Source organism: Vibrio barjaei (assembly GCF_001639065.2).
GTDB lineage: Bacteria > Pseudomonadota > Gammaproteobacteria > Enterobacterales > Vibrionaceae > Vibrio > Vibrio barjaei.
Genome location: NZ_LQXO02000039.1, coordinates 80,114 through 96,183, shown reverse-complemented (window position 1 = coordinate 96,183; position 16,070 = coordinate 80,114). Strand labels below are relative to the sequence as shown.

The window sequence follows — 16,070 nt, the reverse complement described above, 5'->3', positions numbered from 1 at the left end:
AAAGAATCGTTGATGGAGCATATCGACATTCAAGAGCTTATTGAACGTGGTCCTTCTAATGCAGAAGAAGAGCTTCGCCTTGATATCTTTAACCGTGTGAACAAACTGGGCATTGGTGCTCAGGGTTTGGGCGGCTTGACGACTGTTGTCGATGTTAAAATCAAAACCGCACCAACTCATGCCGCTTCTAAGCCTGTGTGTATGATTCCAAACTGTGCGGCAACCCGACATGTACACTTCACCCTCGATGGAACAGGCCCGGCAGAGCTTACGCCACCAAAATTGGAAGAGTGGCCAGATATTACATGGGAAGCAGGCGAAAATACTCGTCGAGTGAATCTTGATACTATCACCAAAGAAGACGTTCAAGAGTGGAAAACAGGTGAGACTATATTACTCTCTGGGAAAATTCTGACAGGCCGTGATGCCGCACATAAACGTATTCAAGGAATGTTGGAAAGTGGTGAAGGTCTTCCAAAAGGTGTCGACTTTAAAGGCAAGTTTATCTATTACGTAGGCCCAGTGGATGCTGTTGGCGATGAAGCAGTAGGACCAGCAGGCCCAACAACATCGACTCGTATGGATAAATTCACGGATATGATGCTGTCGGAAACTGGGCTAACTGGCATGATTGGTAAAGCGGAGCGTGGTCCTGCGGCGATTGAGTCGATTAAAGAGCACAAGGCTGTGTACTTAATGGCTGTCGGCGGTGCGGCATACTTGGTGGCTAAGGCGATTAAGAAAGCCAAAGTGGTCGCGTTTGAAGACTTAGGTATGGAAGCTATTTACGAGTTTGAAGTAGAAGATATGCCAGTGACTGTCGCTGTAGATTCAAGCGGAGCGAATGCTCACCAAATTGGTCCAGATACCTGGAAAGTTAAGATAGCGGAAGCAGAAAAAGTTTCTTAATCCGCTTCGAAAAAGTGGGTGTGTGAACGCATACTCACTTTTTTTTATCTATAATTCAGGCGTATACTAAAAAACATACTAGAAAAAGAACCAAGGAGAGAGCAACAATGCCTCGATTTATACAAATATTACAAATTGCGTTATTGCTAGTAGTGGGATTTTTTGTTGGCTACGATCTAATACTGCACGGAATCAGTATCTTTAATGAAAAATACGTCACCATGGCTTGTGTGCTGACGGTTCTGTTGGAAATTGCACTGTTCGTCATCTATAAGCTAATTGAAGACGATTAGGACGCTCTCAAAGTTTCACGTAAACCCCTGAATATTTTCAGGGGTTTTTTGTTCATGTTTCGTTAATCTCGTATAGTGCAAACTTAGCCCATTAGTTTTATTGGAGTACGCTGAATGAGCCAAATTGGTCAAGAAGTATCTGATCTTCTGCATCGTAGTATGGACTCTCATGTTCGAATTGCCGTGACGGGTTTGTCGCGAGCAGGTAAAACGGCGTTCATCACTTCACTGGTTAATCAACTGTTGCATACCTCTACGCACGAGAATTTACCTCTGTTGGACTGTGCTAGAGATGGACGATTGATCGGTGCCAAGCGTGTCCCTCAGTCTAACTTAATGGTTCCACGTTTTGCTTATGATGACGCGATGAGTCAGTTGTATGCGACGCCACCAAGTTGGCCTGAGCCTACGCGCGATGTAAGTGAGATACGATTAGCAGTTAAGTATAAGCCGGCAAAAGGGGCGAAACGTTTAATCAGCAAAACGTCGACTCTGTATATTGATGTCATTGATTATCCGGGAGAGTGGTTACTCGATTTGCCACTACTCGATTTGACCTTTGAGCAGTGGAGTGAGTTGCAGTTTGAGAATCTAAAGGGCATTCGCCGCGAATGTGCCCAAGACTGGCTGACTAAACTTGAGCAGTTTGATGCCACTGAAGAAGAAAACGAAAAGCAAATAGCCGACATTTCGGAGAGTTTTACTCAATATCTGTATGCCTGCAAAGAGCGTGGATTACATTGGGTGCAACCAGGACGTTTTGTTCTTCCGGGTGAATTAAAAGGCGCACCAGTACTGCAGTTCTTCCCTTGTCAGGCTCCGTCAGACAAAGTCTTGAAGACGAGCGGTTACGCGATGCTCAAGCGCCGCTATGAAGAGTATCAAACCAAAGTGGTGAAGCAATTCTACAAGAATCACTTTGCGACATTTGATCGCCAGATCGTGCTGGTGGATTGCTTGCAGCCACTGATGGCAGGCTCAGAAGCGTTTCATGATATGAAAGATGCGCTGCAACAAATTATGAAGAGTTTCCGTTATGGACAATCTAGCTTACTACGTCGTTTGTTCTCTTCACGAATAGATAAAATTTTGTTTGCCGCCACAAAGGCTGATCATGTCACGCCAGATCAGCACAACAATTTGGTGAGCTTATTACAGCAAATGGTACATCCAGCGTGGCAAGATACTGCGTTCGAAAATATAGAAATGAGCTGCATGAGCGTCGCTTCCATCAGAGCGACCGAAGCAGGATTTGTAGGTAAGGGAAATGAGAGCAGTGCGGCGCTAAGAGGAACAACTCTGGATAATGAAATCATGACCTTGTATCCCGGTGGTGTGCCAGCCCGCCTTCCAAAGGCTGAATATTGGCAAAATAATCAGTTTGAGTTTACCTCATTTAGACCGCTTGAAACGGCGGTTGACGAACCTTGCGGGCATATTCGACTTGATAAAGCACTGCAGTATTTGATTGGAGATAAACTTCGATGAGTGATATCAAAGGTAGAAAAGTCTTCACTGAGGATACTTCTGAAATAGAGGCTTCAGTGGATATAAACAGTCAAAAGCTGTTTGAACCAGAACAGACGTTCGTACCAGTTGAACATGAAACAAATGAGCAACAGGACGAGCTAGAGCTTGAAAAAGTAGTCAAAGGAAGCAGTAAAAAAGGCTGGATTGCCACTACCTTATTAACGGCATTTGCGGGCTTAGTTGGTTGGCAAGCGATAGATAATGTCGTGACGGCGGCCAATACCGGAGACTGGTTGTCTCTAGGTTGGTCAGGCTTGATTACCGCAGTAGCGGCATTGGGTATTGGGGCGTTTGGTAAGGAGCTGTATAAGCTTCGCAAACTGAAAGACCACTTTTCGGTTCAGGAACAGGCTGAAGCACTGATTGCCAACGATGGTGTGGGTCAGGGCGAGAAATTCTGTCAAAAGCTGGCAGATGAGGCGGGGATACAACCTGAAAACCCTTCGTTTGACCGCTGGAAGAACAGTATTCACAGTGCGCACAGTGATGCTGAGGTGCTTAATATGTACCAGTCCATGGTACTGAAAGAGCAAGATAAGCAAGCGCTTGCTGCGGTGTCGAAGTTATCGGGTGAAGCGGCAATTTTGGTTGCGCTGAGTCCATTGGCGATTGCTGACATGCTTCTTATCGCTTGGCGCAATCTCCGAATGATCGATAAATTGTCCGAGGTGTACGGTGTAGAGCTAGGTTATTGGTCAAGACTTAAGTTGTTCAAACTCGTGTTAATGAATATTGCGTTAGCGGGTGCCAGTGAACTTGCCATTGAATCAAGTGCGGATATTTTGTCGATGAACTTGGCAGAAAAACTCTCAGCCAGAGCAGGGCAGGGCCTTGGTGTTGGGCTGCTGACCGCTCGTTTGGGTTTGAAGACGATCAGTCTAATGCGACCAATACCGTTTCCAAGTGAAGAACGCCCAAAACTAGGTTCAATTCGTAAATCTGTATTGGAAAGCTTGAAGGGCAAGCTTAGCTAATCGTCTGTTCATGTGAAGCAACAGAAATAATAACGGCAGTTCTCGTCACGAGATCTGCCGTTATTAGTTTTAAAACTCTAAACCTAATCTTCGAAGCGCATTCTCGGCTTGTTGCGCATCGCTAAACTGAATGGCATGCAGCCCACATTGCATTGCACCGTCGACGTTGTGTGGCATGTCATCCAAAAATACAGTCTCTTGCGCGATAAGGTTGTTGCTGTTGATTAGCGACTGATAAATATCAGCAGAGGGTTTGAGTACACCCAACTCAGCCGACACGGTAGCAGCTTCGAATAGTAGCCAGAAGTCATAACGATGCTTTAAGTGCTCGACAATTTCATGGACGTTATCCGTTAATGCATAAATGTTGTAACTGGCTTGTTTCAGGCGCTTAATGAGATCGACCGTACCAAAAATCTGGATTTGAGTTTCTTTAATGTAGTAGAAGAGCCGCTCACACTCCGACTCAGAGAGCCCTAATGCAGATTGATATTGTTCTTGTGCTTGCTGTTCTGTGAGTAAACCCTTGTTAAGCGCCATCCATATATCATGTTGAAAAATGGCTTTAGCTTTTTGCTCGGCCTCTTGAGCACTATACCCAAATGTTAGTCGGACGATCTCAACGGGAGACCAGCGAACAATCACATTACCAACGTCAAAAACAACGTTGCATATTTTTTCTGAATTCAATTTGATACCTCGTAGGAGACTAGAGTAGGCCTGACGAAGAATCTATCTTGTTATAATTACATGAATATTTCTATAGCTGTATCAATCAATTGAGAGCATTATCTTAGCCCTTGCTCTCTTAGGCGCTTGTACAATGTATTGCGACTGACATTAAGCGCCTTTGCTGTTGCCGAAATATTCCTTCCATATTCCTCATAAATATCAAGCCACTCTTGATTGTTTGATACTGGTTCTGCTACCTGTTCAACCAAATTTGGGACGGCTGCTAAGTCGGATGCGGTAGCACCCAATAGAGGTTGAATCGGCGCACTTTCATAAGGTTTGAGGTCATTTATGAAGTCATCAGGTAAATGTTCTGAGGTGATGGTTTCATCGCCTGCCATTGCGGCTGCAATTTGAATCACGCTAACCATTTGCCTGATATTGCCAGGCCAAGGATGTTGCTTGAACATTGCCAATACTTCCACGCTTAGACTTGGTACCTCATCGCCGTATGCGTATTTTCTTAGAATAAATCGGATCAGAGCCTCTTTATCCGTTCGTTCCCTCAAAGCAGGGAGCGTGATGTTAAGACCTGTTACTCGATAATAGAGATCTTGGCGAAACGTACCGCGCTCTACGTCAGCTTTTAGGTTCCGGTTGGTTGCGGAAACTAACTTAAAATCAACTGGGTAAGAGGTTGTGGACCCAAGTGGCGTCACCTTGCGCTCTTGTAGCACTCGAAGCAGTCGAGCTTGAACATTTATTGGCATGTCACCAAGCTCATCGAGAAACAGTGTTCCTTTATCTGATTTTCTAATTAACCCCACATAGCCTTTAGTGTGAGCACCGGTAAATGCTCCTTTCTCGTATCCAAACAGCTCTGATTCAACCAATTCAGAGGGAATAGCGGCACAGTTTACCGCGATGAGTGGGGCGTGACTGCGTCTACTTGATTGATGTAATGCGTTAACAAAAACTTCTTTACCCACCCCGGTTTCGCCATGGATCAAAATGGGTATATCGGTATCAAGGATCCGACTTGCCTGATTAATCGCTTTCGCCAATCTTGGGTCGCCGGTATTCAACTGTTCTAAATCAAGCGGTCTGTCCGTTGGCGCAGCTATATCTATGGTTTGTGGTGCCAATCTAAAATCGAGTTGACGACCTTTTGGAGTCGTTGGAGGTATGGTTAAGCCAAAGTAATTAGACTGGCTACGAGAAGTTAGAGGAAATGGCGTAAAAGGAGGGTGCGATAGCACTTGCTCCATCTTTACATCGAACAATTGCTCCAAACGCTGCAGCGCAAGATTCTGACCAAGCACCACTTCAGCGCGACGATTGGCTGAAACAATAATGCCTTCATCGTTAAACACTAATAATGATGACCATTGACTATCAATGTTTTCAGGAGATGTATTGAACCAAAATAGATGATGGGTCGCTTGAAATCGACTAGCTATTAATTGGTTCTCAATGGCCTGTGACATCAGTTTTACCATGCCAAGTGTATGAGAAGAGGGCATATAAGCGTCACTTGATATCGACAAAACGCCCGTCATTCTTCTGTCTGCATCAAACAAAGGTGCTGCGGAACCCGCCATAAATCGGTTTGAACTGAGAAAGTGTTCATCGTGAAAAACTTGCACAATGGAGCCCGTTTCTAGAGCAGTGCCTATGGCGTTCGTGCCAATTAATTGTTCCTTCCATTGCACGCCATTTTGAAAGACTTGTGGTTGATGTTGGGTAAAAAAACGTTGTTCTCCCCAGCTATTCAAGACCTGGCCTTTAGTATTTGCCAAGGTAATGAGGCAGTTACTGTTTGCCAATAAACTGTCGTAGAACGGCAACACTTTTTGTTGGGTAGTTTCTATTAAACCGGAGTGCTCTTCTGTGGTTCTCGCTAGTGAGGAGCCTGTCTCCATCTCTATAATGGGAGCACTGCTGTGTGACAGCCCTGCGTCTCTACATCGTTGCCAAGAGTTTTTAATGATCGTGCTGTGTTTACTGTTCATATCTACGACCAGCCAAATTAGAGTCAAAATACTAAAAGCGCGTTTGCGAACAAAGACTGTTCATCAATTGCTCAATAAACATATCACTGCTCTGAACAGTTTGAACACATTTAGTTAACAAATGTTACTTGGATCATAAAACGTTTTTGTAGGATAAGTGCTTTCTTTCTATGGGTTTAGCGTTTAAAACTACGGCCATTCAATAGTTTACCGCACGCCTTGTAATTAAATTGTTACAATTTTCGTAAGTTGGCACGACTCTAGCAATTATGAGCAATATCGAAAACGACATTGTTCGAGATGAAAGGAGTTTTTAGTGTCATTAACACTTGAGCAGGTAAGCAAAGTAGTCGACGGCGAGTATCACATATCCGACGTGAACCTCACCTTTGAAGCAGGATCGTTTAACGTTTTGCTTGGGCGAACACTCGCAGGTAAAACCTCATTGATGAGGTTGATAGCAGGTTTGGATAAACCCACATCAGGACGAATTCTGGTTAACGGCGTTGATGTAACAGGGGTTTCGGTAAGAGAGCGAAACATCTCGATGGTTTACCAGCAATTTATCAATTATCCCAATCTAACGGTATTTGAAAACGTCGCCTCTCCACTGCGACTTGCTGGTACACCTGAAAAAGAAATCATCGAACGTGTGCACGCGACAGCAGACATGCTTCGCATTACTGAACATCTAAAAAAGCACCCATTAGAGCTCTCTGGTGGTCAGCAGCAAAGAACCGCAATGGCGAGAGCACTAGTCAAAGATGCTGAAATTATTTTGTTCGACGAGCCTCTCGTGAACTTAGACTACAAGCTTCGCGAGGAACTGCGTCAGGAAATGCGTGAGTTGTTCAAAACACGTCACACGATCGCTATCTATGCCACGACAGAGCCTAACGAAGCTCTAGCACTTGGCGGAACGACAACCATTCTCCATGAAGGTAAGGTCATCCAGTCAGGCCCGACCGCAGAGGTGTATCACACCCCAGATTGCGTGACCTCAGCCACTCTGTTTAGTGAGCCTCCTATTAACTTACTAAAAGGTGACGTTACTGAAAGTGAAGTCACGTTTGATCAAAGTGCTCACTTCCCGCTTAACCAGTCGTTAAGCAAGCTTGAAAAGGGCAGCTACAAGTTTGGTATTCGACCTAGTCATCTTAGCTTGTTACCGAAAAACGACGACGATGTTGAGCTGACGGTTCAAGTGGAAGTGGCCGAAATTAGCGGTTCAGAGACATTTCTTCATGTTCGCAACGCGCATTTTGAGTTGGTACTTCACTTGGCTGGTGTTCATAGCTATGAAGTGGACGAAGCCATCAAAATCTACATCCCAATCCACAAATTCTATGTATTCGGTATGGACGAAAAACTGATTCATGCTCCGATTAATGATGTGAGAGGTTAGTCAGTCATGGTTCAAATTACACTCAATTCACTGGCTCATACCTATGACAAACAGCCAAACGAGTCGTCGCTGTATGCCATTAAAGAAATGAACCACGTTTGGAAACAAGGTGGAGCTTACGCGTTATTAGGTCCATCGGGCTGCGGAAAGTCGACACTACTTAACATCATTTCTGGGCTCATGAGTCCTTCGCAAGGTGAAGTGCTTTTCGATGAAATGAAAGTGAATGAACTGCGCCCTCAGGATCGAAATATCGCTCAGGTTTTCCAGTTTCCAGTGATCTACGACACCATGACGGTGTACGACAACTTGGCGTTTCCTCTGCGAAATATGAAGGTACACAAAGCCAAAATTCATTCTAAAGTGACGGAAATTGCCGAAATTCTCGAGCTGACCTCTGTATTGAACAAAAAAGCAAAGCATCTTACTGCGGATGAAAAGCAAAAGGTGTCGATGGGAAGAGGACTGGTTCGTGATGATGTCTCGGCCATTCTATTTGACGAACCACTAACGGTTATCGACCCACAGCTGAAGTGGAAACTAAGACGCAAGCTTAAGCAGATCCACCAACAGTTCAATATCACCATGATTTACGTGACCCATGACCAACTAGAAGCATCGACGTTCGCAGATGAAATTGCGGTTATGTACAACGGGCAAATTGTCCAATTCGGTACACCAAGAGAGCTATTCGAAACACCTAACCATACCTTTGTCGGCTACTTCATTGGCAGTCCAGGAATGAACCTAATGGAAGTGACGCCAACCGAGGTTGGTGTGCGATTTGATGATGTTGACGTGCCGTTGTCGTCAAGTTATCGAGACGCTATTGCAAAGGCATCGAGTAACAACATCAAGATTGGAATCAGACCGGAATTTGTTCATGTCTGGGAAAAAGAGAACCCTTCTGCTTTAAAAGCTCAGGTATTGCACGTTGAAGATTTGGGTACCTACAAAATTCTCACTTTAAAGCTGGGTGAACAGCATATCAAAGCACGCCTTCAAGAAGACCAACATGTACCGAAAAGCGTCGCGTACATCAGCTTTCCAGAGCAATGGACAATGCTCTATGTCGATGAATTCTTAGTTAATGTAGGAGGCCACTAATGGACAAGGCAGTCAACAACAAGGCATGGTTTTTAGTTCTTCCGGTTTTCGCCTTGGTGGCCTTCAGTGCCATCGTGCCATTGATGACGGTAGTGAACTACTCGCTACAAGATATCTTTGATGCCAATACCGCCTACTTCGTTGGAACGGAGTGGTATCGAGAAACGTTAAATGATGAACGACTGCACGGTGCTTTGCTGCGTCAGTTTGGATTTACGTTTACGGTGCTGATGATTGAAGTTCCCCTTGGGATTATTGTGGCACTCACCATGCCAACCAAAGGCAAGTGGTCGGTATTTTGCCTCATCGTATTGGCTATTCCATTGCTTATCCCACTTAACGTGGTGGGTACTATCTGGCAGATCTTTGGTCGTGCGGATATTGGCTTGTTTGGTTGGGCCCTAAATGGGATTGGCATTAATTATAACTATGCAGGCAATCCGGTCGATGCTTGGCTGACCGTGATTCTGATGGATGTGTGGCATTGGACGTCGCTCATCGCTTTGCTGTGTTATTCAGGTCTGCGCGCTATTCCTGATGCTTACTATCAAGCGGCTAATATTGATCGCGCCTCAACATGGTCAATCATCCGCTACATTCAGCTTCCTAAGTTGAAGAGCGTGTTATTGATTGGCGTGCTAGTGCGCTTTATGGACAGTTTTATGATTTACACCGAGCCCTTTGTGCTTACAGGAGGGGGACCGGGTAACTCAACCACGTTCTTGAGCCAAACATTAACCAAGATGGCCATTGGTCAATTTGATATCGGTCCTGCTGCGGCTTTCTCCATCATTTACTTCTTGATCATATTACTCGTCAGTTGGGTGTTCTATACCGCAATGACACACGGTGAGAATAAATAAAGGAATTTAACCATGACGAAGTCAAAATACACTCGCTACACCCAAATTGTCGGCTTAGCGTTCTATATCATCTGTTTGATGCTGCCAATTTACTGGCTGCTCAACATGTCGTTTAAAGAAAACCAAGAGATATTGGGAAGCCTAAGCTTCTGGCCAGAAAACTGGACGTTTAAGAACTATCAGACCATTTTCTCCGACCCAAGTTGGTATATGGGATACGTCAATTCCATCATCTACGTGGTAATGAATATGTGTATTACGTTAGCAGTGGCACTTCCTGCGGCGTACGCCTTTTCACGCTACAAATTTGTCGGCGATAAACACTTGTTTTTCTGGCTGCTGACCAACCGAATGTCACCGCCAGCAGTATTTCTGTTGCCATTCTTCCAATTGTATTCATCGGTAGGCCTGTTCGACACCCATATTGCGGTCGCGCTTGCTCACTGCTTGTTTAACGTGCCTTTGGCGGTTTGGATCCTGGAAGGCTTTATGTCAGGTGTACCAAGGGAAATCGATGAAACCGCCTATATCGATGGTTACAGCTTTCCAAAGTTCTTTATGAAGATATTTTTGCCAATGATCCGCTCAGGTATTGGTGTGACCGCGTTCTTCTGCTTCATGTTCAGTTGGGTTGAGCTGCTCCTTGCTAGGACACTCACGTCAGTTGATGCCAAGCCAATTTCTGCGGTTATGACGCGAACCGTCAGTGCCTCGGGAATAGATTGGGGCGTGTTAGCCGCGGCTGGGGTACTGACTATCGTACCGGGCATTCTTGTCATTTGGTTTGTTCGCAACCACGTTGCGAAAGGTTTTGCACTGGGTCGAGTTTAAGGAGACACATTATGGCTTGGATGGCATGGACGACTCCGTCTGCACTGTTTTTTATTGGCATCGCACTGATTTTGTTAACGATGACCATTGCTGAAATTAAAGCGCCATGTATTGAGCGCAAAGGGTTTCTCCCAATCAGTACAACACGGGGAGACCGACTGTTTATTGGCTTGCTGAGTTCAGCCTATATACATCTTGGGTTTGTGGGACTAACGGAGCTCTCTATTTGGGTGCCGTTTGCGATTTCCACGGTTTGGATTTTGACCGTTTTGAAATGGGGGTAATAACAACTTTCACCGATAAGTGCCTAACCATGCTCAACATGCTGTATTTGGCTGTAATGCCATAGGGCTCGCTTAGGTGTGACTAATAACGTACGAAACAAAACACTCATAATTGGAGTAAAACAATAATGAAAAAGGATATGAAGAAGTCTTATCTTACCCGCTGCGTTGCTTTGTCTATTGCATTCGCAGCACTCTCGCCAAACGCGTTTGCTGATATGAACGCGGCTAAAAAGTGGATGAGTGAAGAGTTCACTCCGACGACGTTGACCGCTGATGAGCAAATGAAAGAGATGCAGTGGTTTATTGATGCTGCCAAACCTTTCAAAGGCATGGAAATCAATGTTGCTTCGGAAACCATCACGACTCACGAATATGAAGCGAAAGTTCTTGCTAAAGCGTTCTATGAGATTACCGGCATCAAAGTGAATCATGATTTGATTCAAGAAGGCGACGTGGTAGAAAAGCTGCAAACGCAAATGCAGACAGGTCGTAATATCTATGATGGCTATATCAATGACTCAGACTTAATTGGTACCCACATTCGATACGGAAAAGTGGTACCAATCTCTGACTTTATTGAAGGTGACGGTAAGAGTGTGACTAACCCATATTTGGACCTTCCCGATTTCATTGGCTTAGATTTCACCACAGGTCCTGACGGTAAGATTTATCAGTTACCGGATCAGCAGTTTGCGAATCTGTATTGGTTCCGTGCGGACTGGTTTGAGCGTGACGATCTTAAAGCCAAATTTAAGAAGGAATACGGTTACGAACTCGGAGTGCCTCTGAACTGGTCTGCATACGAAGACATTGCAGAATTCTTTAGTGAGAAGGTGAAAATGATCGATGGCGAACGTGTCTACGGTCATATGGACTATGGCAAAAAAGACCCATCACTAGGTTGGCGTTTTACTGACTCGTGGTTCTCCATGGCTGGTGCGGGTGATAAAGGGATTCCTAATGGTTTACCGGTTGATGAGTGGGGGATTCGCCTAGAAGGCTGTAGCCCTGTTGGTTCCGATGTGGCTCGCGGCGGTGCGACAAATGGTCCAGCTGCGGTGTATGCGACCACCAAGTATGTGGACTGGCTAAAACAATATGCGCCACCAGAAGCACAAGGGATGACGTTTGGCGAAGCAGGTCCGGTTCCTGCACAAGGTTCTATCGCGCAGCAGATCTTTTGGTATACCGCGTTTACTGCTGACATGACCAAACCAGGGCTACCTGTGGTTAATGAAGATGGCACACCGAAATGGCGTATGGCTCCATCACCTCGTGGCCCATATTGGGAAGATGGCATGAAGCTTGGTTATCAAGACGCGGGCTCGTGGACATTCCTAAACAGTACGCCAGTGGATCGTCGTCAAGCCGCTTGGTTGTATGCTCAGTTTGTCGTGTCTAAGTCTGTTAGCTTGAAGAAAACATTGGTTGGTTTGACGCCAATTCGTGAATCAGACATTAACTCTCAAGCGATGACAGATGCTGCTCCTAAGCTGGGTGGTTTGGTTGAGTTCTATCGTAGTGATGCGCGTAAACAGTGGACCCCAACAGGCACCAACGTGCCAGATTATCCAAAACTTGCACAGCTATGGTGGCAATATGTTTCTGAAGCTGCGAGTGGAGAAAAAACACCACAAGAAGCTTTGGACGGCTTAGCGGCAGCTCAAGATAAAGTGCTTAAGCGTCTAGAAAGAAGTGGTGCTCAGGGGGACTGTGGTCCAAAACTGAATCCTAAGAAGGATCCAGAATATTGGTTATCACAACCAGGAGCACCTAAAGCTAAGCTCGCGAATGAGAAACCTCAAGGCAAGACTATCGCTTACAAAGACTTAATCGCGCAGTAATATCGTTAAGTTGTTCATCAAAAAAGGCGACCTCGGGTCGCCTTTCTTTGTTTACTTACACGTTTATTCACAAGGTGGGGCCAAATGAATTAGCGCCAATCCACCTTGCGAAGTTTCACGGTACTTCTTATTCATATCTTTACCTGTCTGATACATAGTATCGATGACTTTATCTAAAGAGATAAGGCACTTACTGGTGCGCTTCAGCGCCATGCGCGAAGCATTTATTGCCTTCATCGCACCCATGGCATTGCGTTCGATACAAGGGACTTGAACCAAACCGCCGATAGGGTCGCAAGTCATACCGAGTGAGTGCTCCATGGCAATCTCTGCTGCGATACACATTTGCTCGTTACTACCACCTCGTAGTGCGGTTAGGCCAGCAGCTGCCATAGATGACGAGACGCCCACTTCACCTTGACAACCTACTTCAGCGCCCGAAATAGAAGCGTTTGTTTTATAAAGAATTCCTATTGCTCCGGAGACGGCTAAGAAGTCTTTGATCTGTTTAGTATCCAACTCTTTAACGAAGCGATGGTAGTACATTAACACGGCTGGAATAACCCCCGCCGCACCATTGGTCGGCGAGGTCACCACTTGACCGCCTGCCGCATTTTCTTCACTAACTGCAAAGGCAAACAAGTTGATCCAATCCATAATTTCCATCGGATCATTTTCGATAGCGGCGTTTGCTTCCAGCTTTTTCAGTAGATTAGGGGCACGGCGAGTGACATTTAGGCCGCCATCCAAGATACCTTCAGTTTCAAAACCACGCTCCATACAACGCAGCATAACTCGCCAAATTTGCTCGGCCTTGGCATTGATGTCTTCAAGCTCTTTGAATGCCAGTTCATTGCGAAGCACCATACCGCCAAGGCTCATTCCGTGTTTTTCTGCTAGCTCCAACATTTCGTCAGCGCTGCTAAACGGGAATTCGACACTGACGTCTTCTTCGTCTTTACCGTTTTGCAGTTCATACTCTGTGGCAATAAAGCCGCCGCCGATGGAATAATAAGTCTCAAAGCCAATGCGTTCGCCTTGTTTATCAAACGCGGAAATGGTCATGCCGTTTTCGTGTAAAGGCAGATTGTTTTCATGAAACAGCATGTCCGTTTTGTAGTTAAACGGAATATGGTGAGTGCCTGAGAGAGGTAATACGCCATCTTCGATAGCATTTCTCATCGCTTGGTTTGCGCTCGAAATCTTAATAGTGTCAGGTTTGTTGCCCAATAAGCCTAAAATAGTGGCACGATCGGTGTGGTGACCGATGCCTGTCAACGACAGGGAACCGTAGAGATCGACTTGAATCCGGTTCACATTAGTCAGTTGCTTTGCGATTAACTCAGTGAAACTATGCCCAGCGATCATTGGACCATTGGTATGGGAGCTGGAAGGGCCAACCCCGATTTTGTAAATCTCAAATATTGAAAGCATGCACACATTCTCTTCTATTGGTCGCTTTGAATGTTGGTTGACGATTATGTCGAGAACAAAAGCGTATTTTTTAACGTTATGTTTACATTATATTGGATTGTGCCATAACTAATGAAGTTATGTGGTCCAATTTTGTAACCAAGCTAGAAGATTCTGCGATAATTGACTGGTAGAAGAAACTTTATATGCGCTAGTTTTCTTAAAGCAGGGGTGATGAATGAGATGACTGGTCAGATGTCATATATCCAACGAATTTACCTATCTTTCTTATAGGCAAAACTTATTTTCTTTTTCTCTAGCACGCTGTTAACATTGCGTCCGCTAAACAATTGCCCCCATTGTCTAAGGAAAAAAGATGGTAATACCTGAAAACAGCAGCATCGTGATTTTTGGTGCTTCAGGCGACCTTACGTATCGTAAGTTGATCCCTGCACTTTACCATTTGTATGCTAGCGACCAGCTACCTAAATCTTTCGCAATTCTTGGTGTAAGCCGTACTCAATACAGCGACGAATCATACCGAGAAAAGCTAAAACACTCCCTTCAGGAGATGGAAAAAACAGAACCTGAAACACTAGAAGCCTTCTGTAATCATCTTCACTATCAAGCCATTGATACTTCTGATACTCAAGACTACGCGAAACTGGCAACCCGCCTTGATGATGTTGCTAACCAATATGGTTTCGAGCAACGTAATACGCTTTTCTATTTGGCGACACCGCCAAGCCTTTATAGCATTATACCTGCAAGTCTTGCTGCTCACGGTCTCAATGATGAAGCAGATGGTTGGAAGCGTTTGATTATCGAAAAACCATTTGGCTATGACTTAGCGTCTGCGCGTCAATTGGACAAAGAAATTCACGAGCATTTCCAAGAGCATCAAATTTATCGTATCGACCATTATCTGGGTAAAGAAACGGTTCAAAACCTATTGGTTTTACGTTTCTCAAATGCCATGTTCGAGCCGCTTTGGAATCACCAGTATGTCGACTATGTTGAGATCACAGGTGCAGAGTTCCTTGGTGTGGAAGAGCGTGGTGGCTACTATGATGGTTCTGGTGCGGTACGTGATATGTTCCAAAACCACTTATTGCAAGTGTTAGCAATGGTCGGTATGGAATCTCCAGCTCAAATCAACGCTGACGCTATTCGTAACGAAGTAGTTAAAGTGCTGCAGTGTTTGCGTCCTCTTTCTGATGAAGACCTGCGTAACAACCTTGTACTCGGGCAGTACACGGAATCTAACGTACGTGGTCAATTCCTACCAGGCTATCGCAACGAGCATGGTGTTGCTGACGACTCTCGCACAGAGACTTACGTTGGCTTGAAAATGTTCATCGACAACTGGCGTTGGAACGGTGTTCCTTTTTATGTTCGTACAGGTAAACGATTGCCGACACGTGTGACAGAAGTAGTGATTCACTTTAAACAAACGCCGCATCCAGTGTTTGGTAAAGATGCGCCAGAGAATAAGTTGATCATCCGTATTCAACCGGATGAAGGCATTCAAATGAGCTTTGGTTTGAAAGAACCAGGTGCTGGTTTCAATGCCAAAGAAGTAAAAATGAATTTCCATTACGCATCACTGCAAGAGACACAGATGCTTACAGCTTATGAGCGTCTATTACTTGATGCACTCAATGGCGATGCTACGCTGTTTGCACGTAGCGATGCAGTTGAAGCATGCTGGGAATTTGTTCAACCAATTCTGGACTACAAGCAAGACCCGCAATCCCTGTTTGGTTATGCGTGTGGTACTTGGGGGCCGCAAGAGTCAGATCAGCTACTACATAATGATGGTCGCGCGTGGCGCTTCCCATGTAAAAACCTGACTGATACCGATTACTGCGAACTGTAATCACAAATAATGTCGAGCTAGGAGAGCTGCACAACTTGGCTCGACGAAAAG

Annotated in this window: 14 protein-coding genes; 11 read left to right on the top strand and 3 right to left on the bottom strand. The window is 45.1% G+C overall.

The window, feature by feature from the left end:
* From AWH66_RS18405 to AWH66_RS18390, 4 genes are all read left to right on the top strand, one after another.
* Positions 1–909: FumA C-terminus/TtdB family hydratase beta subunit (locus AWH66_RS18405; RefSeq protein ID WP_206360059.1), on the top strand; the 909-nt coding region annotated here is incomplete at its 5' end.
* A 107-nt stretch (positions 910–1,016) separates the two neighbouring features.
* Positions 1,017–1,202, top strand: coding sequence for a hypothetical protein (locus AWH66_RS18400; RefSeq protein ID WP_006073687.1), 186 nt, complete (start codon positions 1,017–1,019; stop codon positions 1,200–1,202).
* Between the two features lie 114 nt (positions 1,203–1,316).
* Positions 1,317–2,690, top strand: a complete 1,374-nt coding sequence (locus AWH66_RS18395) for a YcjX family GTP-binding protein (protein WP_063603793.1) — start codon at positions 1,317–1,319, stop codon at positions 2,688–2,690.
* Positions 2,687–3,706 carry a YcjF family protein gene (locus tag AWH66_RS18390; protein ID WP_063603794.1) on the top strand — a complete coding sequence of 340 codons (1,020 nt, stop codon included), beginning with the start codon at positions 2,687–2,689 and terminating at the stop codon, positions 3,704–3,706. The genes AWH66_RS18395 and AWH66_RS18390 overlap by 4 nt, the downstream gene beginning before the upstream one ends.
* Before the next feature lie 69 nt (positions 3,707–3,775).
* Here the strand turns inward: AWH66_RS18390 and AWH66_RS18385 are convergent, their stop codons facing one another.
* Positions 3,776–4,396 carry an HAD family hydrolase gene (locus tag AWH66_RS18385; protein ID WP_063603795.1) on the bottom strand — a complete coding sequence of 207 codons (621 nt, stop codon included), beginning with the start codon at positions 4,394–4,396 and terminating at the stop codon, positions 3,776–3,778.
* A gap of 98 nt (positions 4,397–4,494) precedes the next feature.
* A complete protein-coding gene (locus AWH66_RS18380) occupies positions 4,495–6,390 on the bottom strand; it encodes a sigma-54-dependent Fis family transcriptional regulator (protein WP_063603796.1) in 1,896 nt (631 codons plus the stop codon).
* A gap of 316 nt (positions 6,391–6,706) precedes the next feature.
* On the opposite strand from AWH66_RS18380, the gene AWH66_RS18375 reads away from it, so the two are divergent.
* The 6 genes from AWH66_RS18375 (at position 6,707) to AWH66_RS18350 (ending at position 12,727) form a co-directional block, all read left to right on the top strand.
* Complete coding sequence (locus AWH66_RS18375) at positions 6,707–7,795, top strand: ABC transporter ATP-binding protein (protein ID WP_063603797.1); 1,089 nt, start codon at positions 6,707–6,709, stop codon at positions 7,793–7,795.
* A gap of 6 nt (positions 7,796–7,801) precedes the next feature.
* Positions 7,802–8,902 (top strand): ABC transporter ATP-binding protein, encoded by a 1,101-nt coding sequence (locus tag AWH66_RS18370; RefSeq protein WP_063603798.1) that lies wholly within the window; start codon positions 7,802–7,804, stop codon positions 8,900–8,902.
* A complete protein-coding gene (locus AWH66_RS18365) occupies positions 8,902–9,765 on the top strand; it encodes a carbohydrate ABC transporter permease (RefSeq protein ID WP_063603799.1) in 864 nt (287 codons plus the stop codon). Before AWH66_RS18370 ends, AWH66_RS18365 begins: the two co-directional genes overlap by 1 nt.
* Positions 9,766–9,777: 12 nt before the next feature.
* Positions 9,778–10,596, top strand: coding sequence for a carbohydrate ABC transporter permease (locus AWH66_RS18360; RefSeq protein WP_063603800.1), 819 nt, complete (start codon positions 9,778–9,780; stop codon positions 10,594–10,596).
* Positions 10,597–10,607: 11 nt separating this feature from the next.
* Positions 10,608–10,880, top strand: a complete 273-nt coding sequence (locus AWH66_RS18355) for a DUF2160 domain-containing protein (RefSeq protein ID WP_006073669.1) — start codon at positions 10,608–10,610, stop codon at positions 10,878–10,880.
* A 128-nt stretch (positions 10,881–11,008) separates the two neighbouring features.
* On the top strand, positions 11,009–12,727 hold the full coding sequence (locus AWH66_RS18350) for an ABC transporter substrate-binding protein (RefSeq protein ID WP_063603801.1): 1,719 nt from the start codon (positions 11,009–11,011) through the stop codon (positions 12,725–12,727).
* Between the two features lie 63 nt (positions 12,728–12,790).
* On the opposite strand, the gene AWH66_RS18345 is transcribed toward AWH66_RS18350, so the two are convergent.
* On the bottom strand, positions 12,791–14,161 hold the full coding sequence (locus AWH66_RS18345; protein ID WP_063603802.1) for an L-serine ammonia-lyase: 1,371 nt from the start codon (positions 14,159–14,161) through the stop codon (positions 12,791–12,793).
* Positions 14,162–14,516: 355 nt separating this feature from the next.
* Between AWH66_RS18345 and zwf the strand changes: the two genes are divergently transcribed.
* Positions 14,517–16,019 carry a glucose-6-phosphate dehydrogenase gene (gene zwf / locus AWH66_RS18340; protein ID WP_006073838.1) on the top strand — a complete coding sequence of 501 codons (1,503 nt, stop codon included), beginning with the start codon at positions 14,517–14,519 and terminating at the stop codon, positions 16,017–16,019.
* Positions 16,020–16,070 lie beyond the last annotated feature (51 nt).

Excerpts from the sequence above, each read along its gene's own strand:
- AWH66_RS18400 (WP_006073687.1), top strand. The coding sequence starts at position 1,017 with ATGCCTCGATTTATACAAATATTACAAATTGCGTTATTGCTAGTAGTG.
- AWH66_RS18395 (WP_063603793.1), top strand. The coding sequence starts at position 1,317 with ATGAGCCAAATTGGTCAAGAAGTATCTGATCTTCTGCATCGTAGTATG.
- AWH66_RS18390 (WP_063603794.1), top strand. The coding sequence starts at position 2,687 with ATGAGTGATATCAAAGGTAGAAAAGTCTTCACTGAGGATACTTCTGAA.
- AWH66_RS18380 (WP_063603796.1), bottom strand. The coding sequence starts at position 6,390 with ATGAACAGTAAACACAGCACGATCATTAAAAACTCTTGGCAACGATGT.
- AWH66_RS18370 (WP_063603798.1), top strand. The coding sequence starts at position 7,802 with ATGGTTCAAATTACACTCAATTCACTGGCTCATACCTATGACAAACAG.
- AWH66_RS18365 (WP_063603799.1), top strand. The coding sequence starts at position 8,902 with ATGGACAAGGCAGTCAACAACAAGGCATGGTTTTTAGTTCTTCCGGTT.
- AWH66_RS18360 (WP_063603800.1), top strand. The coding sequence starts at position 9,778 with ATGACGAAGTCAAAATACACTCGCTACACCCAAATTGTCGGCTTAGCG.
- AWH66_RS18355 (WP_006073669.1), top strand. The coding sequence starts at position 10,608 with ATGGCTTGGATGGCATGGACGACTCCGTCTGCACTGTTTTTTATTGGC.
- AWH66_RS18350 (WP_063603801.1), top strand. The coding sequence starts at position 11,009 with ATGAAAAAGGATATGAAGAAGTCTTATCTTACCCGCTGCGTTGCTTTG.
- AWH66_RS18345 (WP_063603802.1), bottom strand. The coding sequence starts at position 14,161 with ATGCTTTCAATATTTGAGATTTACAAAATCGGGGTTGGCCCTTCCAGC.
- zwf (WP_006073838.1), top strand. The coding sequence starts at position 14,517 with ATGGTAATACCTGAAAACAGCAGCATCGTGATTTTTGGTGCTTCAGGC.